Source organism: Motilimonas thetidivivens (assembly GCF_046452435.1).
In the GTDB taxonomy this organism is placed as follows: Bacteria; Pseudomonadota; Gammaproteobacteria; order Enterobacterales; family CBDFNC01; genus Motilimonas.
The window spans coordinates 93,646-117,480 of record NZ_JBKFDK010000002.1 but is presented as its reverse complement, the minus strand read 5'-3'; the positions used below and the strand labels follow the sequence as shown (position 1 = coordinate 117,480).

Sequence of the window (23,835 nt, the reverse complement as noted above, 5' to 3'; positions counted from 1 at the left end):
ACGCCCGATATTATTTATTATTGCAAAGTGTGATGGCGCTAGTTATGGGGTAAGCGCATTAATGTAAACATCAATGTGAACACTGATTGAAGGATAATTTCATGGCGCTTGGTATAAGCAAATATCACTTGGCTTGCTAGCTTGCACACAAAAAGTACACTCGTATGCTCGCTCAAGCACTAGTGTGAATTATCAATCAATTAGAAAGGTAATCTTTTGGTGTTGAGGAGGGCTATATACCCAAGTGTCTTGGGTATATAGCCGAAAGCCATTGGGCTTTCGGCTATAAAGAGTTTAAATAGGTTACGCTGTTTGCGCTTGAGCGTTTGCTACTGGCGCGCCAGTGCTAGCTTTCTTTTCACCTAAAGGTAGCACTTCACGGCCTAGTTCGCCGTTAATGACGGTTGCCATTGCCGTGTAAATCGCACTCGCGCCACAGATAATGCCTTCAAAACCAGCTAAGGTGCCAATTAACTCTGAGCCAGTGAAATCACGAGCGGCAAGTAAAAAGAATAACAGGGTTAAGCTGGCAAAAATAAATTGCGTCGCTTTGTTGTGGCTTAGTGTACCGACAAACATAAAGGCAGTAAAAATACCCCACATTAACAGGTAAAAGCCCATGTAGGCATGAGGAGTGGCTTCGGCTAGGCCTAATTCAGGCAAAATAAGTAATACCACTAGGCTTATCCAAAAAAAGCCGTAAGAAGTAAAAGCGGTTAAACCAAAGGTGTTACCCTTTTTGAATTCAAGCACACCAGCAATAATTTGAGCCATGCCCCCGTAGCAAAGTCCCATGGCTAAAATCATAGCGCTAATAGGAAAAAAACCGGCATTATGAATATTTAATAAAACGGTTGTCATGCCAAAGCCCATTAACCCAAGTGGACCAGGATTTGCGTAGTTTGTTGACACCTAGTGTGCTCCTTAATTTGTTAGCTATCGCTTAGATGGTGTGGAAAATCTGCGCGAATGTAGCAGGATCAAGATCACATTCCTAGCACATTTAAAAACATTTTTCGTATTTAATTATCCTGTAAATACCTGTTAGCAAGTTAGTGTGTTATTGATAACAAAACGTCAACAAAGTGTTATTTAAGACGGTAATAGACAGGTCTTAAATTATCGCTTATGCCAAACATTGTTGCGGTGGGTTAATTGGCTCTTGATTGCGATATTGGCTGTTAGCTTAGGTATTTTCTTATGGGCTAGTTTTATTTTCTGAATTTGACTAGTTTTGCAACGGATGTGACTGTTTTGTCGGTTAGGGTGATATTTGTTTGATGCCATTATTCGGTTGGCTATTGGTTTTTATTGTCTCTATTGTCAGTCCTTGGCTAAATCAGTGCAAAAAGTGATGCTGATCGTGGCAGTTATCAAAAAAATCGTATTTTGACTAAATATGCTTTATTGGTGAATGGCTAGATGTTAGATTCTGCCCGTTTATTGGCGTTATCTTTGGTTTGGCAATTCATTAACCGCAGTATCTTTTGTCACATCCTTGGTTTTTTCGCTGTCTATTGGCTAAAAAATAGCTTTAGCGCAATAACGTCAATTAGCCCATAATTTGTTAAGACCAATTTAAGGAACCTGTACCCAAATGAATGCAATCCCCACTTTAGAAGTGAAAGCTCTGCATAAAAAATTTGGCCAAAATGAAGTGCTAAAGGGAATTGATCTTGTTGCTAACCAAGGTGATGTAATTTCAATTCTGGGCTCATCGGGTTCGGGAAAAAGTACGTTTTTGCGTTGTATTAACTTATTAGAAATGCCCAATGCCGGAGATGTTTACGTTAAAGGTGAATTGATCCAAATGAAGCCGTTAAAAAATGGCGAACGGATCCCGGCCAATCAAAAGCAAGTTGAAGCCATTCGTGCACGTTTAGCCATGGTATTTCAAGGTTTTAACTTATGGTCTCATATGACGGTATTACAAAATATCATCGAGGCGCCGGTGCATGTATTGGGTGTGCCTAAAAAACAAGCCATTGAAGCGGCTCACGAATATTTAAACAAGGTGGGCTTGTACGATCGCCGAGATTATTACCCCGGTCACTTATCGGGCGGACAACAGCAGCGCGCGGCGATTGCTAGAGCGCTCGCCGTTGACCCTGAGGTGATGTTATTTGATGAACCCACCTCTGCACTCGACCCAGAATTGGTTGGCGAAGTGCTTACGGTTATGCGCAATTTGGCGGAAGAAGGGCGTACCATGTTGGTGGTGACTCATGAAATGGCGTTTGCTCGGGATGTATCAAATAAAGTGATGTTTTTACATCAAGGGTTAGTAGAAGAAGAAGGGGCGCCAGAGCTGATATTCACTCAGCCAAAGTCGGCCCGATTTAAACAATTTATTTCATCCGTTTATTAGCCAGCTAAAATAAAAATAATCGGCTTTGCACGGAAATGTTTTTTAAGTAGTACAAACACAACAAGAAGTAGACCGGCCATTTAATAAGGCCCGCTCACTTATAAACCTAGAGGGAGAGTTAGATGAAAAAACTGATCATCGCTGCAGCTATTTTGTGTGCCGCCGTTGGCACAGCACAAGCTAAAGAGTGGAAGAATGTTCGAATCGGTATTGAAGGCGCATATCCTCCATTTAGTTGGACCGAGCCAAATGGTGAAGTGAAAGGTTTTGATATTGATATTGCTAATGCACTTTGTGAAGAGATGAAAGTGAAGTGTACTTTAGTGAAACAAGACTGGGATGGCATTATTCCTGCGCTATTAGCGCGTAAATACGATGCCATTATCGCGACCATGGATATCACCGAAGAGCGCAAGAAAAAGGTCGCTTTTTCAGATAAATATCAACATATTCCAGCGCGTTTTGCCGCTAAAAAAGGCACTTCAATTGAACTAACTGAAGCGTTTATGTCAGGCAAACGCATTGGTGTTCAACGTGCTACGTCGATGGATACTTATGTAACGGATAACTTCCCGAAAGCGGAAGTAAAACGCTACGGTACAGCTGATGAAGCTTATCTTGATCTTAAAGCGGGCCGTATTGATTACGTGATGATTGATTCTGCTGCTATCTCAGAAGGTCTGCTCAACAAGCCTGGTGGTGACGAATTTGAATTTGTTGGACCAAAACTAAACGATCCAAAATGGTTTGGTGAAGGCGCGGGTATTGCAATGCGTAAAGGCGATACTGAGCTGCATGCAAAATTCAATGAAGCGATCAAAGCTATCCGCGCAAACGGTAAGTACAAAGAGCTACAAGATAAGTACTTTGACTTTGATATTTACGGCGACGAGTAAAACCGCCGTTTAACGAGGGAGCCTTAATCTCTATTACGCGGCATGACGATTGATGCTGCTGATAATGATGCTGGAGTGGCTCCCTTACGCTTTTTGCTGCATTTAAGAATCTATTTATGTTGTTAGACTTACAGGGCTATGAAGGCACCATCCTAACTGGCGCTTGGATCACTCTACAAGTTGCATTGTTATCACTGCTGCTTGCGGTGGTATTGGGGATGATGGGGGCTTTAGCCAAACTCTCTTCGATTGCTTTTTTTCGTTGGTGGGCAACCTTATACACCACAGTGATCCGCGGCATTCCCGATTTGATTTTGATGATGCTGATTTTTTTCGGCGGGCAAATCTTTATCAATGAATTTAATGTCACTATCAACGATTGGCTCAATGAGTATTTTAGTGGTCAAAACCCGCAACATGAATGGACCAGTTACTTACCTGATTATGTCGATGTCAGCCCGTTTTTTGCTGGCGTGGCTACTATTGGTTTTATCTTTGGGGCTTATATGGCCGAGACTTTTCGCGGTGCAATTATCGCCGTCGATAAAGGTCAGTTAGAAGCTGCAAGAGCTTACGGTATGAGTAGCATGATGGTTTTTCGCCGCGTGATGTTTCCGCAAATGATGCGCCATGCTTTACCCGGATTTGGCAATAATTGGTTAGTATTGTTAAAAACAACCGCCTTGGTTTCTATTATCGGCTTAGAAGACATGGTTAAAGCTGCTGGTGATGCGGGTGGCTCTACGCAAATGCCGTTTACTTTCTACTTTGTAGTTGCACTTATTTTCTTAGTCTTTACAGCTATTTCGACCAGCTTGCTAAATTTAGCTGAGAAAAAGTATGCCATCGTGTCGAGGTAGTCATGTCATTTGATTCTGTTATTTCTTGGTTTACTCAACTCGAATATATTCAATTACTTGCCGATGAATGGCCGCTTTATTTATCGGGCCTGTGGACCACTCTCTGGCTGGTGGCTCTGTCGCTTTTCTTAGGTTTGTTTATTGCCATTCCCGCAGGGATCATGAATAACAGCCAGAATTGGTTGGTACGTTTTCCGGCGTGGGCATTTATCTACTTTTTCCGTGGTACGCCCTTACTGATCCAGCTGTTTTTGATTTATTACGGCGCAGGCCAGTTTTTGGCCAACAATGAGCATCCCGTTGCTTTAGCATTGTGGCCTTGGTTTCAAGAGGCGTGGTTTTGCGCTTTATTGGCTTTCACGCTCAATACCGGCGCTTACACAGCGGAAATTGTACGTGGCAGTATCAACACCATGCCCAACGGTGAGGTTGAAGCTGCAAAAGCTTATGGTTTAAGTCGCTTTAAGATCATGTCGCGTATTGTGCTGCCGAGTGCGTTTCGCCGTGCATTGCCAGCTTACAGCAATGAGGTCATCTTTATGTTGCATGGCAGTGCGTTAGCTGGGGTGGTGACCATAGTTGATTTGACCGGTGCAGCGCGGATTGTTAATTCACGTTACTATGCGCCGTTTGAGGCATTTATCACGGCGGGTATGCTATACATGCTGACCACTTTTGTGATTGTTTTCCTGTTTAAGAAGTGGGAAGCTCGATGGCACAAGCATCTTAAGCCGCTTGAGGTATAATTGCTTATCGAAGAAGGGCCAATTGGCCCTTTTTTTATTGATGGAATTTGAAGGTAAGGTGATATGGCTATGTTTGAGCTGATTGCTGATGAGCCCGATTTTGTGGTGATTAATAAGCAAGCGGGTTGTAATTTTCATAGTGAACAAGGCGAAGCTGGCCTAGTGGTGACGGTTGAGCAAACCCTTGGTTTAAAGCTATACAGCGTGCATCGTTTAGATAAGTTAACCTCAGGCATCTTGTTGTTAGCTAAATCCCCCCAAGCTGCTGCGGAACTTTCTGAGCTTTTTGCTCAGCGAAAAGTAGACAAATTCTATCTTGCTTTAAGTAATACTAAACCCAATAAGAAGCAAGGCCTGATAAAAGGGGATATGGTTAAAAGTCGTCGTGGCAGTTGGAAGCTAACTAAAACGCAACATAACCCAGCTATCACACATTTTTTTAGTTTTAATGTGCGAGAGGGGCTGCGGTTATTTGTGCTTAAACCGCTAACCGGTAAAACGCATCAGCTCAGGGTGGCATTAAAGAGTATCGGTGCGCCAATCGCGGGGGATCTACGCTATGGCCAGCAAGCCTGTGATAGGGGGTATTTACATGCCTATCAACTTAGCTTTTCGTATCAGGGAAAAGATTTTTGCTATCAAGCCAAGGTGTTAAGCGGAGAGTTGTTTAATCTGATGGAGTTTAAGCAATGCTTGAATGAACTCGATGATCTACAAACACTGCCATGGCCGCGATATCGATTGCCGAAAAATTTAGCCGATGATGAGAAGGTGTAATGGCATAAGTAGTTTGTATTTTAATCCGCAATTTTCATTTTAAGGGGAATTTTAGTTGCTTATCGATGAACAGGTTTTTTTGTTTTAGTTATTGATTTTAAAAGCGATCTTATTGGGAGTGAGTGAGGAGCTCGCAAACCTCAAACTAACACAAAATACATTGACTTAATGGCAAGGGGGTTTATAATCTTTTTAGCTTGAAAGTACGGTTTATATTTATGCGCACCATCCGGATTAAAGAATTACATCTTCAATCCTGTTTTCATAAGTAATAGCAACACTTCCAGCAAAACAACGAGCTCGATGAGCTTATTACTCTTGAATTTACAGGATATTTATTATGTCTAATACAACTACTGGTACAGTAAAATGGTTTAACGAAGCAAAAGGTTTCGGTTTCATTCAACAAGAGAATGGTCCTGACGTATTTGCTCACTTCCGTGCAATCCAAGGTACTGGTTTCAAAACTCTAGCTGAAGGTCAAAAAGTTCAGTTTGAAGTTACTCAAGGCCAAAAAGGTCCACAAGCTGAGAACATCGTACCTCTATAATAGAGCGGTTCTTTTGCCTTGATAAAACGAGACATACTGTCTCGTTTTTTTTTGCTTTTTTTCTCTAGCGATTCTGAGCTGTTATGTGAAATAACAGTGTCTCTTATCTAACATCCCGAGTTTAAGCCAAGGTCTTATTATCTCTGAACGGATCAGTTTGCTTGATTGTGTTCCTAAGCAACTTGCGTTGTAGCTGCAGCAGAGCGTTGACATCGAGATCGTATCATCAAACCAAAACACGCTAACGCAATTATCATGGCGATGAGGCAAGCAAGGAAAACACTATAATAATTGAATTGTTGAGCGATCATCCCCACCAATAAGCTACCAAGTAACAAACTAAGCTGTTGGGCATTACTGAATAAAGTGGTCGCTAGCCCGAGTTGTTTTGGCATCATGTCTTGAATAATAACCAAGCCGATACATGCGGAGATAGCGATAAAGATACCGTTAAACAGCTGGATTAACAGTAATAAGTTGGCATTTTGCAGTGCGACCATGCCGCTATAAAAAATGACACCTGAAATAAAAGCAATAAACATTAGTCGGTTATTGCCAAGTTTAATTGCTAGACTACCGGCTAATAGCATAATGGGAATCTCAAACAAAGCTGCAGTGCCCATCATATAGCCAGCTAAGCGAGTGCTGGTGTTGAGCTCTTGGCTGAGGTAAAGCGGTAGCGCGGTTAAGTACATGGTATTAGCTGCGCACATTGCCAAAATACTGCTAAGAAATAATGCGACGCCAGGCACAGTTAACCAATGGGGTGTTTTTTCAACATATGATAACGTAGTCGTTTTTTCTGTAGCGCTTATGCTTGGTGCTACCTCGTGTGAGTCTAGATTTGGCAAAAATACGATCAAGCCGATCAATAGAAGTGCCAAAGTAGCAGAGCTGGCAAAAGTAAGGGCAAAACCGAAGCTATCTTGTAGCATAAAAGCAGTGGGCGGCCCTATCACCCAAGCCAAGGCGATACCTGCGCGCATAACAGATATAAATTGAGTGCTATGGTCTGGCATTTTGTTATCAGCATAGATTCTGCCCAACGTAAAAAGCTGTGGTAAGGTCGCATTGCTAAAGCTTAAAAAACAAATAGCACTGGTTAAAGCTAGCCAATAATGATCGGTCAGTGCCATGGTTAACACGCCTAGGCTGAAGCCAATTTGCCCCAGCACTAAGATTACTTTTCTTGACCAGCCCATATCGGATTTCTTTCCAAGATACAAAGACACAATGACGCCACTTAACACCATGGCAGCCAAATAATAGCTCATGGCCATTGGACTTGCGCCCACCTGATTGATCAAATACAAGCTTGTTAGGGGAAAAACCAAGGCAGTGGTTAGTCCGGATATAAAGGTACTTAGGATAAAGCCAAGTGCAATCGGTTGTTTGAACATGTAAACCTCGATACGAATAATATTTCCGGAGTACTGTACGAGGTAGAGGCGGTGAAAAGTGATAGCTTTTAGTCATTGTTTGATACTATTAGCCCAATTTTTAGAATCTCAGTGATTAAATAGTATAACTTATTGACGTAAAAGCGTTCACTCAATAGCCTAAACAAAACGATAGGAAAGTGACTCATGAAGCCTTACATGGAAAAAATAAGTGGCGATAACGCCTGCTCTTGGCGAGTTTCGCGCTATCAGTGTGCGGGTGCTCAGTTTGACTGGCATTATCATTTAGAATATGAGTTGATCTTACAGCGTGACAGCGCTGGGCAGTTGTTTGTTGACGATAGTATCATTCCCTATAGTCACAATACCTTAGCGTTAATCGGTCCAAATTTACCTCACACAAGTTGCATTAGGCAGCTACTTAATGGAGCCGAGCACAGTGATACGTTCGCGGTGTGGTTTCACCCTTCATGGCTCAGTGGATTAGTGAAATCAATCCCGGAATTTAGACCAATAGAGAGGTTATTCTGTCATGCCCAACAGGGCATTCTATTTCCAGAGGCGTTAGCTGAAGAAGTATTTCAACGGCTAAATTTACATCCCCAGTTAAGCCCTATTAGGCAAGTCAATAATCTAATAGAGATCTTAATCTTAATGGCGGAATGCCAACAGGTTGAAAATTTAACTCGCGGTCGTCAACTTACTTGGCAAGAAGACGAGGTTGCCCAAAACAAACTTGCCAAGGTCGCCAACTTTATTGCTGAGCAGTACCACCAAGACATTAGTATGAATGACATTTGTCAGTTACTGCATATGAGCCCCAGCAGTGTGAAGCGCCTGTTTGATAAACATATTAATGAAGGCTTTACGGCGCATTTAAATCAATATCGTGTTGGCAAAGCATGTCAACAACTCATTAATAGTAAGCAGGGCATCGCCGTGATTGCGGATCTAGTTGGGTTCAATAACCTAGCTAACTTTAATCGTCAATTTAAGCATTATAAAGGCATGACTCCGACTGAATTTCGGCGTCGATTTGCTTTAGGTGGAAACGACAAGTCTCAATAAAGTGAAAGGCTGAACCGTTAATATGATGAGGCTAATAAAGCTCAACAGAGGGAAACAAATCAGCTAGACTAGGCCCATTTTTTATCGTGTAGAGTCATGTCATGAATGATGAATTTGCCAAAGCGATCACCTTAGTCGCCAACACCGCTCTTGATGAACTGGAGCAAGCTTGTCAACAAGGGGCTGTATCAAGAACGCCTGTGAGTGAAGCGCATTACATTAATGCTTGGGTTACCAAAGCGATTAAGGCGCAGCGCTTTCCTCATTGTGTTGCCAAAACCTTGCTTTTTTGGCAACAGCAGGCTCGCAGCTTAGGTAAAAATGCTAATTTGCCGCAAACCTTAAACCGCATTATTAGCACCTATGCCAAGGTGTTAGATAATCAGAACAACTTAACTAAGGTTTACGACTCGCAATTACAAACCGTGTTAGAGCAATTAGTTACGGATGATTGGAATGTGATAGATCAGGTTGAATTAGCCCGTAAAATGAAGCTAAACAGCACAGGTCAAGACTCGTTGATCATTTGTGCTAAGCAATACGCTCATGCTATCGAGCCTAGCGAGCAGCGCTTAATTCGTCCGCTCTCTTTATATGTGCGTGGCAATGTGAGCCAGTTGGTTGATTTGGCGTACCAACAAAAACTGCTCCTGTTCAAAATGTCAGATTACAAGTCCAAGGTGAAATTTCATGGGGAATATGTTGTTTTCCCAAGTAACAAAGGCGACTTTTTACCTGAATTTCCAAGTCTTAATGTCACTTCCCCCGCGAATTGATTACAAAACCTAAGGAATAGCGTCAATAAGTACAGCACTAAGATAATCATCACTGTGGCAGGGTGACCGCATGAACGTACAAAAAACGATCATCCAAGTGTACCAAGTGACATTTTCTTATACGAAATGCCGTAAAATCATCCATGATGGCTTAACTGCCGCATCCTTGCGGCAGATATTCGTATAAGAAAACATCACTAATTGCTTTAAAAATATTCATGCGTTTGCCCTGATCACGGTGGCGAGGCTATCGCCACCGCTTTTCCTTCCCTTGACTATTTCATAATGACCATTTAATCGGTTTTAATAGCGCTTTAAGCGTCTTTTTTGTCGATTCATCGCCCGGTCTGCTGCGTGTGATATGCATCTACTAATATTGAAATGCTACATGGTGTAGTCAAATGATTATAAGGTGTTGTCGCTATGTCATTGTCAATTAAGCAAGTTTTCTTATTTATTTCACTGTTTGTGCTCATTGGTATGGGCCTGATGTCCGCTTTGCTGTGGCAAGCCAGTGGGGAAATGCAAGCCTTAGGCTACCAGCAAGTGCAGGCAAAAAATTTGCAAACTGACATGCTGATGTTACGCCGCCACGAGAAAGATTTTCTACTGCGCAAGAATGAAAAATACTTGGCTAAGTTTCATGCTCAGTTAAGTGAAATGAAGCAGCGTTTAAGCTGGTTTAGAAACACGCTTACCTTAGCAGAAGTACAGCAAGACATAGATAAGAGTAATGCGTTGTTGGATAGATATGCGGATACATTCCAGCAGTTAGTTGCGGTGGATAAGCGAATTGGCCTAGATAGCAATCAAGGGTTGCAAGCTCAGTTACGAAAAGCGCAGCAGGATGTTTATCAAAGTGTGCGTTATGTACAAGATGCCAGCTGGCAGGCTGATATTCTTAAACTAGTGCTCTTAGAGCAACACTTTACCGCCAGCCGAGATTTAGCGCTGCAACCCCAGTTAAACCAACATATATCCGTGGTCAAAACACGTTTAGAAGATCCCACTAGCTCGCAGCATCAAGCGATCAGTGATTATGAAACCGTGACCAATGAGCTTGCGCAAGCTTTGGTGACACGGGGTTTAGATGAGTCGTCTGGCTTGCGTGGCGATCTGCGTAGCAATATTCATGAAGTAGAGGAAGAAATTGCCAGTTTAAGCGACTTACTTGAGCAGCAGTTGATAGCACAATTAGAGCAAAGTCGAATGAGCGGCATCAGTATTGCATTGCTGTTAACCAGCCTGATCGCAGCGTTTCTTATTTGGCAATCGTTACGGGTGACGCAACGGTTAAAATTGGCAGCATTAAGAATGGAAGATATCTGCAATGGCGATGGTGATCTGACTCAACAAATAGACATCAGTGGTAAAGATGAGATAGCCCGATTGGCCAATGCCATCAATGGCTTTATTAGTACCACTGCGCGCTTAGTGCTAGAAATTAAAGACAAGGGCTATGCGGTAGGTAGCAGTGCTAAAGACAGCGCTATGCTGGCAACTAGCTCCTCTCAGGCAATAGAAGAGCAACGAAATAAAACCCTAGCGGTGGCCAGCTCGATAGAGCAAATGACCATCGCGGTTGAACAGGTCGCGCAGCATACCCAGCAAGTTTCACACAGTGCGGAGCAGGCCGATGTGATCATTCGTCAAAGTGATACGGCCATGCAGCAAGCCCAAGAGCGCATTACCCAACTGCAACACCAAGTTAGCCAAAGCGTAAATAGTGTTGCCGAATTAGCCCGTGCGAGCCAAGAAATTGGTCAAGTTGTAGCGGTTATACGCGAAATTACCGAACAGACCAACTTACTTGCCCTTAATGCCGCGATTGAGGCGGCTAGAGCAGGTGAGAGTGGCAGAGGGTTTGCCGTAGTGGCCGATGAAGTTCGCACCCTAGCGCAACGCACGCAAACGTCTACCGTAGATATTGAAAAAATCATCAATCAACTTCAGCATGTGGTACAGCAATCATCTCAATCTATGGAATCGGGTTTGGTGTTAGTCGATAGCACCGTAGAGCAAGTCAAACAAGCCAGTGAGCATATTTTGCAAACTCGCATTGAATTTGATCGGATTAAAGAGATGACGGCGCAAATTGCACAGGCAACGGCTGAGCAAAAATCAACGGTCGAGCATGTCAGTGATGCGACTCACAGTATTTCTTGTGCCGCAGAGCAATTACTGGCTGACGCCAATCACAATCAACGCAGTAATCAAGCGCTGCAAGAGCATGCCGATGAAATGCAAAAGGATGTGGCACGCTTTATTGTTTAAGTGCCTCGATTAACGTTAGCGGTAGCTTAATCAGTCATAAGCTGCCGCTGCTTAGTTTAAGTGGCTATTTGCCTAGGGATGCCAAAATCTCAGCCTGTATCTGTTGTACATCAAAACGGGATTTGTCGGGACAGTTTTGCCCGTAACATTTGGGCTCTCTTGGACATTCTCCGCCTCGAGAACAGATTAAACGTGCTTGGGTATTGATGCCTCTTTCGACCCAAGCGATGTTTAAAATCTGCGCCACACTTTGCAGTATTTTTTTGATTGGAGCGGGAATATTTGCCTCACCGCCATGGCGAATACAAGCTTGCTTTAACTCGGTCGCAATGGCAACGCTGTCATGGCCTTGGGCTTCAAGTGCTGGATTGAGATCTATTCCGCTGCACAATACATGGCGATTATCGGCGATATCGGCGACCTTAATCGATTCACAGCAATAAATTCTTGGCGTATCGCCTTGGTTTAAAATCGAGATTTGGGCACAAGTTCCCGAGGTATTGCTGTTGATCATGCGAAATACCGACCAATGCTGACAAGGATCGTTAACCAATCGCATGTTACCCCAAGGCAGCGGGATGCCATTGCCACGATAGACGGCTTTTAGTTTGCCTGGCGCATAGGCGTCAAAGTAGTGCCAGTGAGGATAGGGGGATACCGCTGTCATCCGTCTCATCACCACAGATTCAGAGACATCTAACATTTGACTCACCTGAATTTCGTAGCCATGGCGATCTAATAATTGACGAAACGGCACCTTAGGGCACAACAGTGCGCCAGCAAAAAAACTGCACTCAAAATCGCGCCAAGCATGCAAAATATCTTGTGACTCAAGGGTCGTCATGGCTCGCTGTTGATGACTTTCTTGATGCAAGCCGAGACTTTGGTTTTTCCCCGCGATCATTACGCTTTTCATGCCGTCATTGTTGTGTAGTACGCAGTGACCTATGTGTACCGCCAAATCATATTTGAGCCTAGGCACATGTTGTTTTAACTGTTGGTTTAAATACACCCCATTAGGCGGCTCAAAAAAAGAGGTAATGATGCTGTTACTGGGTTCACCTTGTTCATCAATAAAATGCTCTTCCGAGCGCTCAAACCAATGCACATCTAACCCCACTTGCTTAGCAATATCGAGTAAATCATCGACATGAAGGGGCATGCGTTTGTGTCCAACCGATTCGGCGGCTCGCTCTAAATCCGGAAAATGATTTTGATGATGCTCTTGGTAAGCACGGATCAGCAGGTGTGCAAATTGACGTCCAGTGGTGCCCGTTTGGGAGAGCATTTCAGGAATAGCAATTTGTAAAATATCATTGGAAAACAAAAAGCTTGGTTCAAGAGCGATACCACTGATACCACCTCGATTGCCTTTCTCTGGGGTAATGTCTTGCGGCTCTGGCTCATCATCGAGAAACCAGTTTAATTCTTTTTGAAATACCGTGGCAATCACCAAGAGCATGGCTTCACTGGGTACCCGCTTACCCCGCTCAATCATGGATAAATAAGACACGGAAGGGGCTTCCTCCGGGTCGATTTTTACACAACGCGCTGACAAGTGTTCCAAAGTCAGGTTGTTTCTTTTACGTAAGTTCCTGATTTTAGTGCCAAGAAAGTGAGATTGCCGATATAAGGTTTTATTATTTTTCATTTTGTAAAATTTACACTGTGAAATTTCTATTGTGAAATTTTAGTTCTCCTTCCTCTACACTTCCATTCAGTGAACAAATAAACATCGATTTGTGCTCACACTTTAACCATTTTGTTCTTGTCGACCTAAGAGGAAGAGGCCATGAACCAAGCACTAAAGAAACAATGTGAAATTAATCAGGGCTTCTATCGCTTCATTAACGAAGAAGTTTTACCGCATACAGGCTTAAACAGCGCCAAATTTTGGCATGATTTTACGGCATTAGTGGAAGAGCTTGCGCCTGAAAACCGCGCACTGCTTCGCACTCGTCAGCAGCTACAAGATCAAATTGATCAATGGCATCGCACTAACCCAAATGCTGAGCCTAGTGAGTATGAGGCTTTTTTACGCAGTATTGACTATATCGTGGATGAGCCAGCCCCTTTTACCATCAGCACCAGCAATGTCGATGATGAAATTGCCACTATTGCTGGCCCACAGCTGGTCGTGCCTGTGATGAATGCAAGATTTGCCTTAAATGCAGCTAATGCGCGTTGGGGCAGTCTTTATGATGCTCTATATGGAAGTGATGTTATTCCATCGACATCGGGATTGGCTCCCTGTCGTAAATACAATCCCGCTCGCGGCAAGCATGTTATCGATTTTGCCAAAGACTTTCTCGATCAGGTGTTCCCGTTAGAAAAAGGCTCGCACCATGATGTGGCCAGCTATACGGTTTATTTCCAACACTTGTTAGCCTATTTCCCTGATGGCTCAGAATCGGGCTTAATGCAACCTTGTCAATTCGCTGCGTTTGCCAACTCTAAAGCGGATCCAAGCTCAATCGTACTTAAAAACAATGGTCTGCATATTGAGTTGGTTATCGATCGCAATGGTTTTATCGGTCAGCACGATTTGTCAGGCATTGACGATATTAAGGTGGAAGCGGCGATAAGCACCATCATGGATCTTGAAGACTCGATTGCTGCTGTTGATGCACAAGACAAAATCGCCGCTTATCGTAATTGGATGGGCTTAATTCAAGGCAATCTGAGTGCAACCTTTGACAAAGACGGCACTGTGATGGAGCGCCATCTTAATCCAGACAAGATTTTTAATTGTAAAGATGGTGAAGAGTATCGCTTACACGGCCGCTCACTGTTATTGGTGCGCAATGTTGGCCATTTAATGGATACCGAGCTGATGCAGGATGCCCAAGGCAATTTAGCGCCCGAAGGGATTGTTGATGCGGTTGTGACCAGCTTGATTGCTATGTATGACCTAGCCCATATGCATGACACCGATATGAGTAAACGAGATATCCATAACTCTCGTCGTGGCAGTATTTATATTGTGAAGCCAAAAATGCACGGCCCTGCCGAGGTGGCATTCACCTGCAAATTGTTCAGTCGCGTAGAAGATATGCTCGGCCTTACCCGAAATACCCTCAAGCTTGGCATTATGGATGAAGAGCGTCGCACCACAGTTAACCTAAAAGCGTGTATTTATGAAGCGCGTGAACGCGTGTTCTTTATCAATACCGGGTTTTTAGATCGCACCGGCGATGAAATACACACCAGCATGGAAGCGGGCGCGTTTTTACCGAAAAACGAAATCAAACAGCAAGTTTGGATCCAAGCCTATGAAGACGCCAATGTTGATGCAGGCTTGAGCTGTGGTTTTGTCGGCAAGGCACAAATTGGTAAAGGCATGTGGGCCATGCCAGATGAAATGGCCGCCATGATGAAAGCCAAAATCGATCATCCAAAAGCCGGTGCCAGCACCGCTTGGGTGCCTTCACCCACGGCGGCGGTATTACATGCACTTCATTATCATCAAGTTAATGTTCATCAAGTGCAGCAAGCCTTAACCACACGTGCGCCCGCACTACTAAGGGATGTGTTAACTCAGCCCTTGTTACCAACAGACCGCATCTTAACGGCAAGCGAGATTGAGCAGGAGATTGCCAATAATGTTCAGGGCATCCTTGGTTACGTGGTGCGTTGGGTAGAGATGGGCGTAGGTTGCTCTAAGGTTCCGGATATCAACAACATAGGTTTAATGGAAGATCGCGCCACACTGCGAATTTCCAGCCAGCACCTAGCGAATTGGCTTAAGCACGGCATTTGCAGTGCTGAGCAAGTTCTGCAAGTGATGGCAACCATGGCCGCTAAGGTCGACCAACAAAACGCGGGGGTAAATGGTTATCACCCTATGACCCCAGATCTTGATAACAGCTTGGCGTTTCAAAGTGCTAAAGCATTAATTTTTGAAGGAGGAAATCAACCCAGTGGTTACACCGAACCCCTGTTACATCAATATCGCCGATTAGCTAAACAAGCTGGTTAATTGGGTGATAAGGCAAGACTGCAAGGAACGTTGGCGAATAGTCACTCCAAGTAAGTAGATAACCTTCGCTAGCTTGGCTAGCGAACCATGGACAAAGTAAGAGGCAAATTATGATGACTTATACTAACCAAATGACTCAAGCCAGCAACTTTTTAGCACAGCAAGGCGACACTTGGCGTGCAATCAATCCTGAGTATGTGGTGCGAATGCGGTTACAAAATCGCTTTAAAACTGGGCTTGATATTGCCCAATACACGGCCGATATTATGCGTCGTGACATGGCGAAATATGACCAAGATGCAGGTCAATACACCCAATCATTAGGTTGTTGGCATGGCTTTATCGGCCAGCAAAAAATGATTTCTGTGAAAAAGCATTTTGGCACGACAAAAGGTCGTTATTTATACCTATCTGGTTGGATGGTGGCGGCCATGCGTTCTGAGTTTGGCCCATTACCGGACCAATCCATGCATGAAAAAACCTCGGTGCCAGCCTTGATTGAGGAGCTATACACCTTTTTGAAACAGGCCGATGCACGAGAGTTGAATCATCTGTTTAAAGAGCTCGATGCCGCGCGAGAGGAAGGGGATCAGGTCAAAGAGCGTGCTGCGCAAAAACGCATTGACGATTTTGAAACCCATGTGGTGCCGATTATTGCAGATATTGATGCCGGTTTTGGTAATGAAGAGGCCACTTATCTGCTTGCCAAGAAGATGATTGAGGCGGGGGCTTGCTGTATTCAAATTGAGAACCAAGTATCCGATGCTAAGCAATGTGGTCATCAAGACGGTAAAGTTACCGTACCCCATGAAGATTTTCTCGCTAAGATCAATGCGGTTCGCTATGCCTTTATGGAGCTGGGGATTGAAAATGGCATTATTGTCGCGCGTTCCGATTCGTTGGGCGCAGGTCTCACGCAAAAAATCCCGGTATCACAATACCCTGGTGATTTAGCCGACCAATACAATGCCTTTATCGATGGCGAAGAGATCACCGACGTGAGCAAATTGGGCTCGGGGGATATGGTGCTACGCCAAGGCGATAAGTTAATTAAACCAACGCGTTTGCCAAATGGTTTAGTCAAGTTTAAGGCCAATACGGGTGAAGATAGAGTGGTACTTGACTGTATTACTTCATTGCAAAATGGCGCTGATTTACTGTGGATCGAAACCGAAAAACCCCATGTGCAGCAAATTGCGGGTATGGTAAACCGGATCCGCGAAGTGGTGCCCAATGCTAAATTGGTTTACAACAACAGCCCATCCTTTAACTGGACCTTGAACTTCAGACAGCAAGTGTTTGATGCTTGGCAGCAAGAAGGGCGTGATGTCGGCGAGTATCATCGCGAAAACTTGATGAGTCAGCAATATGATAGCTCAGAGTTAGCGCAAGTTGCGGATGAGAAGATCAGAAATTTCCAACGTGACGCATCGCAACAAGCGGGGATCTTCCATCATCTGATTACGCTACCAACCTATCATACTGCGGCGCTTTCCACTGATAATCTGGCCAAAGATTACTTTGGTGCGCAAGGCATGCTTGCCTATGTGGCGGGTGTTCAGCGCCAAGAAATCCGTCAAAGTTTAGCCTCGGTTAAACACCAAGATATGTCGGGTTCGAATATTGGTGATGACCATAAAGAGTACTTCTCAGGCAATCAAGCCTTGAAGGCTTCAGGTGAGAATAACACCATGAATCAGTTCTCTTAACATCTGCTTATAGCCAAGCTCGTTAGAGTAGGCGGCAAATCAGTGAAGCCCCATGAGCATAACTAAATTATGTGAACGATGTGATTGGGGCTCACTGAACTCATCTAACCAAACACTAGGGTGGTAAGGCCAGTTCAACGCAATTCTTACCCTTTAGCTTTGCACGATATAATGCACTGTCGGCTAGCTTAATCAACAACTCCAAGTTTTCGCCTTGGATTTGTGATGCGACACCAAAGCTTGCGCTAATATTACCCGCCGGCTCAATACCGCATTGGTTAATGCTAAGGCGCAACATCTCTGCCAATGCATTAGCTTGCTGCTGATCTGCTTCTGGCAGATAAATTAGAAATTCTTCGCCGCCCCAGCGCGCTGCAATATCTTGTTCACGGCACAGCTCGATCACTCGGTTACTTAAACTGATTAATACCTCATCGCCAAATTGATGACCATATTGATCATTGACCTGTTTAAAGTCATCAATATCAAACAAGATCACCGAGTAGTGAACTGAGCTAGCCTTTACTTTTGAGATTAAATAGCGACGGTTAAATAAGCCCGTCAAGGAGTCTGTTTCAGCAAGCATTTTTAGTTGGGCATTTTTTTCCATTAAGCTACGTTGCAATGCCACTATGCGCGCATGGGTAGAGACTCTAGCAAGAACTTCAAGTGCTTCAAAAGGTTTGCTGATGTAGTCAACGCCTCCCGCTTGAAAGGCATGGATCTTGTCGCTAAGTTCATTGAGGGCGCTGAGAAAGATAACCGGGATATCTTTGGTTGCCGGTTGCTCTTTTAATTGGCGACACACATCATAACCACTCAAACCGGGCATCATTATATCGAGTAAAATTAATGACGGTGGTTTTTTGTCACACAGCATCAAAGCTGTTTTTCCATCAGCGGCACCGCGCACTTGATAGCCTTCGTCTTTAAGTAACTTACTCAACAAACGAATGTTTTCTACTGTGTCATCAACGATTAAAATATCAGATGTCATCCGTTAACTTTATCCTCTTGAGCTATCAGGCATGTTGGCTTGGTTAACATCAGCGTAAGATCGGCGAAGTTATAACCATCAATTAATTTCAGCAGGTGGGCTTTTAATGGCTCAGGGATCCCATCTTGATTTAATAGCTCGATTAGTTGTTCTTGATCCCCTTCTTCAGCACTATCCACTAATTGTTGTATTAAATTAGGCTCAAGGTTAGCAACGAGAGTCACCAGATCGTGGCTCAATGTATCAGGGGCAATATTGGGTAAGGGCTGTTCTTGGTTGTAACTAAATTCTAATTTTAGATGTTGTTTTAAACATTGAAATAACTGGTTTGGACGATACGGCTTACAGATAAAATCATCCATACCGGCCAGTAGCATTTCGTGTCTTTCATCTTTAAACACGCTGGCAGTGAGTGCAATAATCTTGACTTTTTTTGCCTTGTTGGTGTTCAAACTGCGGATTTTTTTGGTGGCCGCTAGGCCATCGAGTAACGGCATGCGACGATCCATAAAGATCAGGTCGGGTTGCCATTGCTGATAAAGGGCGACAGCTTGTTCGCCATTGTCTGCAAGCTTAGTTTGAAAGCCCGCCCCGTTGAGAATTTTTAAAATAAGCTCTTGGTTAAAGGCTTCATCTTCTGCCACCAGTACTTTAATTTCCCCATTTTGCGGATGCAGTTGGATCCCTTTGCGCAGTAGTTCAATGTCTTGGCTTGCTCTATCAGCAATGTTGATAGGGAGCGATAGGCAAAAATGACTGCCAACACCTAGCTCACTATTGACTTGTATATTGCCGTGCATGAGCTCGACAAACTGTTTAGTAATACTCAGGCCCAATCCGGTGCCTTTGGCACTGTTTGATGGGTCTAATTGTTCAAAGGGGAGAAAAATACGCGCTAAATCTGCATTGGGGATACCGCATCCGCTATCACTTATCTTGATGCTTAATTGGCAATTAGCCGAATTGGGGGCGTGACACTTTAGGGTCATAGTGACATGACCTTGATCAGTGAATTTAATCGCATTACCCAGCAGGTTCAGTAAGATTTGTCTTATTTTGATACCATCTGCAATAATAAATTGTGGCAATTCAGAATCATAGTTCACCCTTAAACTAAGGTTTTTTTCTTTGGCTCTAATTAATAGTAAGTTATATAAATCATCAATTAACTCATGAAAGTTAACCACTTGTGGCTCAAGTTGGTAATGACCTGCCTCAATTTTTGACATATCGAGGACATCATTTATCAAGGCGAGTAAGTGTTCGCCTGATTGATTGATGATATTAATGTAGTTGAGGTTTTCATCGCTGAGGCCGCTAGCGTCTTGCAACACTTTAGAAAAGCCAAGTACTGCATTTAGCGGGGTTCTTAACTCATGGCTCATGTTGGCCAAAAAGGTTGATTTTGCTCGGTTTGCCACTTCAGCTTGATGTTTGGCTTTTGCTAGGCTTTGCTGTAATTTTTTGATGTTATCTATGTCAAGGTGGATCCCGTTCATCCGAGTAGGCTGTCCCTGAGCATCTCTGTTAGAGACTTTGCCTAAGTCGAGGATCCAGCGCCACTCACCATCGCCACAACGCATTCTAAATTCAGCTTCGTAGCTCTCGGTTTCGCCATTAAGGTGGGCTTGAATTTTGGCTACGGCTTGGTCGAGATCATCGGGGTGCACCATTTCTGACCAGCGCTCTAAGCCGTTGATAACCTTTGAAAACAACTCGTTGCTGTCAAACATGATATCTGGCGAGTATTTCTTTTGGGTCGCCCAAGTTTGATTGGCGATAATTCGACCTTGTTGTGGATAAAAATCCCAAATACCGATATTCGCCCCACGGGCTGCAAACTCAAGTCGGTCAATGTCTAAATTAGCTTGTTCAAGCTGATTTTGTTTATGGTTTGCTTCACTCGTGTCGATACATTGCAATATAAATAGCTCCGAGTTTGCTAACACAGCGATATATAAATCAAGGTATTGGGTTGTAGCAGCGGTATTGACCGAGATACTCAAGGCGGTTTGTGGGCCTTCTGAAATGTGCTGATTAATCATCTGCTGATGATGTTGGCCAATGATATCTAACAGATTAGCTTGTGGTTGGTTATTTGTTTTGCAGTCAATAAGGTCGAATAATTGAGCAAAAGCAAGGTTGTAATTGATCAGGTTTAACTGGCGATCTAACAAAGCGCTGGCTAAGGGTAAATGAACCAGGGTATTTGATAGTGATTGAGTGAAAGCGTCGGGCGAAATCATTACCATGTGTTCTTCTGTAGTAATTCTAGTAGATTAAACTTTTTAAAGCCGTGCTGGTTGGCAGGAAAGCCCTCTATGGCTAAATAAAAATCCCCCTTGTTGGGGTAGGCTATCAAACACCACAGATTCGCTACGCCAGCAGCAAAAGACTGCTTGGGTGTTGTAAATGTCTCTTCTGAATAATATGCACTGATCGTTGCGAGTATATTATTGGTAAATGAAGGAACCCCTTGTTCCCGAGTTAACTGTGTAAAGGGATCGAATCTATCACTCATGATCTTGATGGCGTTGGCCACGTTGATTTGACCATAATACTCATGGAGTAGTGTTTGATAGCGCTCAAAACGACTGGGCGCCGGAACAATGAAATTATAGGGGTGGCGCAGCTGTTCAAGGTAATCAGGGATATTATCGATAGGACCTAAGGCATAAACTTGCTGCTGGTCAAGGGCATAATTGTACCCTGAATAGCCCATATAGCCAGGGTAACAAATCGAATGGTTTGTTTGCCATAAACAACTTGTGTTGTTCATGGGGTAGCGAACCGTGGTTATTTTCGCGGAAGCTTCGATCACCGCTGCGCAGCGATTGTTGGCATCAGCGCAATGATAAGCGATACCGGTGCGCCGTGGATTATGGCGAAATGTATCCAAAGCTTGCTCTAAGCTAGTGGCATTAAGTAGCGCCAAGCGAGTCAATACCCCTAAACCATAACCTCTCATGGTTTCATCGATGGATGCATCGTATTGCGTCATCACACTGATGCCCGCCGTATTAAAACCGCCATCAAAGCCGACCATGCCGGGAAAACACAGGAATAGATGGGGCTGACCCTGGTCAGGGACACTGATAAAGATATATCGATTTTCCAGTTGACCAGGTAGGTTTAGATTATCTTCATTCTTACAAAAGATGAGCTCACCGTCCGATCCTACGGTGTCGTCCCAAGCGGAAAAACTGCTGCAGCCCGCGCCTGTTAGCACCCGAGTCCCTGCGCCATGGGCAGGGTAGTGTCCCTTGTTTTCCTCATCAAATACATTCCAATAATAGGGATGAGCATAAATACACCACTGATCGTACATGGTGTTCCAAGTTTGGATTTGCTCTAAGCTGATGTCAAAGCCCGCAGCTTGCGCCCCCTCAGCAATGCCACGCATTTCTTCTAGTAAGCACTCAGGTACAAATTCTTCAGCGACCTTGGCTCCTTGGTGAAAGGCGCGTTCTGCTTTATCCCAATCATGTTGTAATGTTTTGGCGATAACAGCAATGGCTGCTGGCTGGGTTTGTTGGATCATAGTGTTAATTTGAGCGGCTAGTAAATAGCCATGCTGGAATCCCATTTCATAATGAGAGCCTTTCATTATTAACGTCTTAACACCTTGCTCTAAGGTTAAACGTCCTTTACTCAAAATAGATTCGTACATGTAAATAGAGGGCTTAGATTGCTCGTAATGTTAAGCTTATTTGATGAATTAATGATGTCAATCATAATGCTTGGATAGCAAGATGTAGCGCATTATTTTTTTATTAGGGAATTAAATAGGGGAGGAGTGAGAAGTAATGAGGCAAAAAAATGCCGGCAATCGCCAGCACTTATCATTTTATCTTACGAAAAATCGCAGATAGATACCAAGTTGGCCTAAGCCGTCTTGATTAAAGCTTAACTACGTTAGCAGCTTGTGGGCCTTTTTGGCCTTGCTCTAGGTCGAAAGAAACTTTTTGACCTTCAGCTAGAGTTTTAAAGCCTTCGTCAGCGATAGCACGGAAATGTACGAATACATCTGCGCCGCCGTTGTCTTGAGTGATAAAACCGAAACCTTTATCTTCGTTAAACCATTTTACGATACCAGTAGATTTAGACATGTTTGTCTCCTAACTTTTCAAATTTGTACGCATGATGCGTTTAGTAGCCAGAAAAGAATTATTTATTTGTTGCATTAACGATGTAAGGAAAGACTTCATGACACTAACTGATTAACAGATGGAACGAAGGTTTCTAAAGCATAACATTGTAGAATTACATATAAACAAAGGTCTGTCTGACAGCCCGCGGTCATACTAACACAGCGCTTAGCAAAGTAAACCAATTTAAGTGATTTACTTGGCGTTATATTTTTCCAGCAAGATTATCTATAAGCCATTTCGATATTTCTTCTATACTCATAAAGTCACTTGTAGTTTGGAGTAAGTGAATGAAAGCGATTAGATTGCTGATCTTTGGTTACTGCATTTTCGCTGCTAGTTTTGCAGCAGGGCAAACAGCCAAACTGATAGTCGCGACAGATGAATGGCCCCCCTTTAGAATATCTAAGCCAGGGGATGGTTTTATCGGTTTAGACATAGATTTGTTGGCCGCATTAAGTGCAAAAACGGGTATTCAATTTCAAGTCAAACGCTACCCTTGGGCAAGAGCATTGAGCCATATGGAAATAGGGCAAGTTGACATGATGGTTGGCTTAGCCAAGACCCCCTCGCGTGAAAAGTATATTCATTATTTACAACCGAGCTACTTTGATTGCTATCCCGCTTTCTATACGACAAAAGATATTCACAAACCGATAAATAGCTATCAAGACCTTTATTACTATCGCATTGGATATGTGCGAGATTCGGCATATTTTGAACCTTTTGACTCGGACAAAGAGCTGCTAAAACACAGCGTGCCAACGGAAATTCAGCTGCTAAAAATGGCACAAAAAGGTCACATAGAAGTGTTTATTGGCACAGATTGTCAAGTGGAGTATGAGATATCGAGACAAGGGTTATGGTTGAGTTTGGCAAGAGCCCCCTATAAACCAGAACATCAGGTATCTTTGTTTATTGGATTTTCAAAAAAATCGCCACACTTAAAATTAGCTGGCGAAATTGAGAAAGCGCTGGTGGAATTGTTACAAAGTGAGGATTTTGAAGAAATAACACGCCAGTATTTTGCCCCCCATGACTAGGAACTTATATTGAAAGCACAAAGTTTTAAAATTGCCAATTTAATTTAAAATATTGTTTATATTTGTTAGCTAGATTACGATTTATTTAAATTAGGCGTTGTGCTCATCACGCCTTCACCTTTTGTTGTCGATATCGCTTTTAACTGAGGGATATACTGGCTCTGATGTGGATTCATCTCTATTATTAGGGCAATACACTCATTTCGTTTTACAGATGACAAAGCAGTGAGGTCAAGCGTGGGGC

The 23,835-nt window shown here is 43.5% G+C and carries 19 protein-coding genes; 12 read left to right on the top strand and 7 right to left on the bottom strand.

Translation table 11 applies throughout. The annotated features are described in order from the left end of the window. Positions 1 to 303: 303 nt before the first annotated feature. Positions 304 to 912, bottom strand: a complete 609-nt coding sequence (locus ACK8OT_RS02670) for an acetate uptake transporter (RefSeq protein ID WP_410194958.1) — start codon at positions 910 to 912, stop codon at positions 304 to 306. Positions 913 to 1,597: 685 nt separating this feature from the next. Here ACK8OT_RS02670 and ACK8OT_RS02665 point away from each other — a divergent pair. The 6 genes from ACK8OT_RS02665 to ACK8OT_RS02640 all read left to right on the top strand — a co-directional run bounded on the left by ACK8OT_RS02665 (position 1,598) and on the right by ACK8OT_RS02640 (position 6,197). Further along, positions 1,598 to 2,368 (top strand): ABC transporter ATP-binding protein, encoded by a 771-nt coding sequence (locus ACK8OT_RS02665; RefSeq protein WP_486348273.1) that lies wholly within the window; start codon positions 1,598 to 1,600, stop codon positions 2,366 to 2,368. A gap of 122 nt (positions 2,369 to 2,490) precedes the next feature. Then, complete coding sequence (locus ACK8OT_RS02660; protein WP_410194957.1) at positions 2,491 to 3,264, top strand: ABC transporter substrate-binding protein; 774 nt, start codon at positions 2,491 to 2,493, stop codon at positions 3,262 to 3,264. A 116-nt stretch (positions 3,265 to 3,380) separates the two neighbouring features. After that, positions 3,381 to 4,124, top strand: a complete 744-nt coding sequence (locus tag ACK8OT_RS02655; RefSeq protein WP_410194956.1) for an ABC transporter permease — start codon at positions 3,381 to 3,383, stop codon at positions 4,122 to 4,124. Positions 4,125 to 4,126: 2 nt separating this feature from the next. Continuing rightward, complete coding sequence (locus tag ACK8OT_RS02650; protein WP_410194955.1) at positions 4,127 to 4,870, top strand: ABC transporter permease; 744 nt, start codon at positions 4,127 to 4,129, stop codon at positions 4,868 to 4,870. Between the two features lie 69 nt (positions 4,871 to 4,939). Further along, on the top strand, positions 4,940 to 5,647 hold the full coding sequence (locus tag ACK8OT_RS02645; RefSeq protein ID WP_410195066.1) for a TIGR01621 family pseudouridine synthase: 708 nt from the start codon (positions 4,940 to 4,942) through the stop codon (positions 5,645 to 5,647). A 340-nt stretch (positions 5,648 to 5,987) separates the two neighbouring features. After that, positions 5,988 to 6,197, top strand: a complete 210-nt coding sequence (locus ACK8OT_RS02640) for a cold-shock protein (protein WP_233069928.1) — start codon at positions 5,988 to 5,990, stop codon at positions 6,195 to 6,197. A gap of 173 nt (positions 6,198 to 6,370) precedes the next feature. Here the strand turns inward: ACK8OT_RS02640 and ACK8OT_RS02635 are convergent, their stop codons facing one another. After that, positions 6,371 to 7,597, bottom strand: coding sequence for a sugar efflux transporter (locus ACK8OT_RS02635; RefSeq protein ID WP_410194954.1), 1,227 nt, complete (start codon positions 7,595 to 7,597; stop codon positions 6,371 to 6,373). A 186-nt stretch (positions 7,598 to 7,783) separates the two neighbouring features. Here ACK8OT_RS02635 and ACK8OT_RS02630 point away from each other — a divergent pair, with 186 nt between their 5' ends. The 3 genes from ACK8OT_RS02630 (at position 7,784) to ACK8OT_RS02620 (ending at position 11,715) form a co-directional block, all read left to right on the top strand. After that, positions 7,784 to 8,665 (top strand): helix-turn-helix domain-containing protein, encoded by an 882-nt coding sequence (locus ACK8OT_RS02630; protein WP_410194953.1) that lies wholly within the window; start codon positions 7,784 to 7,786, stop codon positions 8,663 to 8,665. 101 nt (positions 8,666 to 8,766) lie between these two features. Beyond that, positions 8,767 to 9,441, top strand: coding sequence for a DUF2913 family protein (locus tag ACK8OT_RS02625; protein ID WP_410194952.1), 675 nt, complete (start codon positions 8,767 to 8,769; stop codon positions 9,439 to 9,441). A gap of 423 nt (positions 9,442 to 9,864) precedes the next feature. Continuing rightward, complete coding sequence (locus ACK8OT_RS02620; protein WP_410194951.1) at positions 9,865 to 11,715, top strand: methyl-accepting chemotaxis protein; 1,851 nt, start codon at positions 9,865 to 9,867, stop codon at positions 11,713 to 11,715. A 64-nt stretch (positions 11,716 to 11,779) separates the two neighbouring features. Here the strand turns inward: ACK8OT_RS02620 and ACK8OT_RS02615 are convergent, their stop codons facing one another. Continuing rightward, positions 11,780 to 13,366: a DUF3612 domain-containing protein gene (locus ACK8OT_RS02615; protein WP_410194950.1), complete on the bottom strand. Its 1,587-nt coding sequence runs from the start codon at positions 13,364 to 13,366 to the stop codon at positions 11,780 to 11,782. A 141-nt stretch (positions 13,367 to 13,507) separates the two neighbouring features. Here ACK8OT_RS02615 and ACK8OT_RS02610 point away from each other — a divergent pair, with 141 nt between their 5' ends. Then, a complete protein-coding gene (locus ACK8OT_RS02610; protein WP_410194949.1) occupies positions 13,508 to 15,694 on the top strand; it encodes a malate synthase G in 2,187 nt (728 codons plus the stop codon). A 110-nt stretch (positions 15,695 to 15,804) separates the two neighbouring features. Continuing rightward, entirely contained in the window at positions 15,805 to 17,403 is a 1,599-nt protein-coding gene (locus tag ACK8OT_RS02605; RefSeq protein ID WP_410194948.1) for an isocitrate lyase, read from the top strand. Positions 17,404 to 17,518: 115 nt separating this feature from the next. On the opposite strand, the gene ACK8OT_RS02600 is transcribed toward ACK8OT_RS02605, so the two are convergent. The 4 genes from ACK8OT_RS02600 to cspE form a co-directional block, all read right to left on the bottom strand. Next, entirely contained in the window at positions 17,519 to 18,400 is an 882-nt protein-coding gene (locus ACK8OT_RS02600) for a diguanylate cyclase domain-containing protein (RefSeq protein ID WP_410194947.1), read from the bottom strand. Continuing rightward, complete coding sequence (locus ACK8OT_RS02595) at positions 18,397 to 20,652, bottom strand: ATP-binding protein (RefSeq protein ID WP_410194946.1); 2,256 nt, start codon at positions 20,650 to 20,652, stop codon at positions 18,397 to 18,399. The genes ACK8OT_RS02600 and ACK8OT_RS02595 overlap by 4 nt, the downstream gene beginning before the upstream one ends. Continuing rightward, entirely contained in the window at positions 20,646 to 22,055 is a 1,410-nt protein-coding gene (locus ACK8OT_RS02590) for a C45 family autoproteolytic acyltransferase/hydrolase (protein ID WP_410194945.1), read from the bottom strand. The genes ACK8OT_RS02595 and ACK8OT_RS02590 overlap by 7 nt, the downstream gene beginning before the upstream one ends. Before the next feature lie 244 nt (positions 22,056 to 22,299). After that, entirely contained in the window at positions 22,300 to 22,509 is a 210-nt protein-coding gene (gene cspE / locus ACK8OT_RS02585; protein ID WP_410194944.1) for a transcription antiterminator/RNA stability regulator CspE, read from the bottom strand. 329 nt (positions 22,510 to 22,838) lie between these two features. Between cspE and ACK8OT_RS02580 the strand changes: the two genes are divergently transcribed. Then, the gene (locus ACK8OT_RS02580) at positions 22,839 to 23,591 is read left to right on the top strand and encodes a substrate-binding periplasmic protein (RefSeq protein WP_410194943.1); all 753 of its coding nucleotides are present in this window, start codon (positions 22,839 to 22,841) and stop codon (positions 23,589 to 23,591) included. The last annotated feature ends 244 nt before the right edge of the window (positions 23,592 to 23,835 follow it).

Excerpts from the sequence above, each read along its gene's own strand:
- ACK8OT_RS02665 (WP_486348273.1), top strand. The coding sequence starts at position 1,598 with ATGAATGCAATCCCCACTTTAGAAGTGAAAGCTCTGCATAAAAAATTT.
- ACK8OT_RS02660 (WP_410194957.1), top strand. The coding sequence starts at position 2,491 with ATGAAAAAACTGATCATCGCTGCAGCTATTTTGTGTGCCGCCGTTGGC.
- ACK8OT_RS02655 (WP_410194956.1), top strand. The coding sequence starts at position 3,381 with ATGTTGTTAGACTTACAGGGCTATGAAGGCACCATCCTAACTGGCGCT.
- ACK8OT_RS02650 (WP_410194955.1), top strand. The coding sequence starts at position 4,127 with ATGTCATTTGATTCTGTTATTTCTTGGTTTACTCAACTCGAATATATT.
- ACK8OT_RS02645 (WP_410195066.1), top strand. The coding sequence starts at position 4,940 with ATGTTTGAGCTGATTGCTGATGAGCCCGATTTTGTGGTGATTAATAAG.
- ACK8OT_RS02640 (WP_233069928.1), top strand. The coding sequence starts at position 5,988 with ATGTCTAATACAACTACTGGTACAGTAAAATGGTTTAACGAAGCAAAA.
- ACK8OT_RS02635 (WP_410194954.1), bottom strand. The coding sequence starts at position 7,597 with ATGTTCAAACAACCGATTGCACTTGGCTTTATCCTAAGTACCTTTATA.
- ACK8OT_RS02630 (WP_410194953.1), top strand. The coding sequence starts at position 7,784 with ATGAAGCCTTACATGGAAAAAATAAGTGGCGATAACGCCTGCTCTTGG.
- ACK8OT_RS02625 (WP_410194952.1), top strand. The coding sequence starts at position 8,767 with ATGAATGATGAATTTGCCAAAGCGATCACCTTAGTCGCCAACACCGCT.
- ACK8OT_RS02620 (WP_410194951.1), top strand. The coding sequence starts at position 9,865 with ATGTCATTGTCAATTAAGCAAGTTTTCTTATTTATTTCACTGTTTGTG.
- ACK8OT_RS02615 (WP_410194950.1), bottom strand. The coding sequence starts at position 13,366 with ATGAAAAATAATAAAACCTTATATCGGCAATCTCACTTTCTTGGCACT.
- ACK8OT_RS02610 (WP_410194949.1), top strand. The coding sequence starts at position 13,508 with ATGAACCAAGCACTAAAGAAACAATGTGAAATTAATCAGGGCTTCTAT.
- ACK8OT_RS02605 (WP_410194948.1), top strand. The coding sequence starts at position 15,805 with ATGATGACTTATACTAACCAAATGACTCAAGCCAGCAACTTTTTAGCA.
- ACK8OT_RS02600 (WP_410194947.1), bottom strand. The coding sequence starts at position 18,400 with ATGACATCTGATATTTTAATCGTTGATGACACAGTAGAAAACATTCGT.
- ACK8OT_RS02595 (WP_410194946.1), bottom strand. The coding sequence starts at position 20,652 with ATGGTAATGATTTCGCCCGACGCTTTCACTCAATCACTATCAAATACC.
- cspE (WP_410194944.1), bottom strand. The coding sequence starts at position 22,509 with ATGTCTAAATCTACTGGTATCGTAAAATGGTTTAACGAAGATAAAGGT.
- ACK8OT_RS02580 (WP_410194943.1), top strand. The coding sequence starts at position 22,839 with ATGAAAGCGATTAGATTGCTGATCTTTGGTTACTGCATTTTCGCTGCT.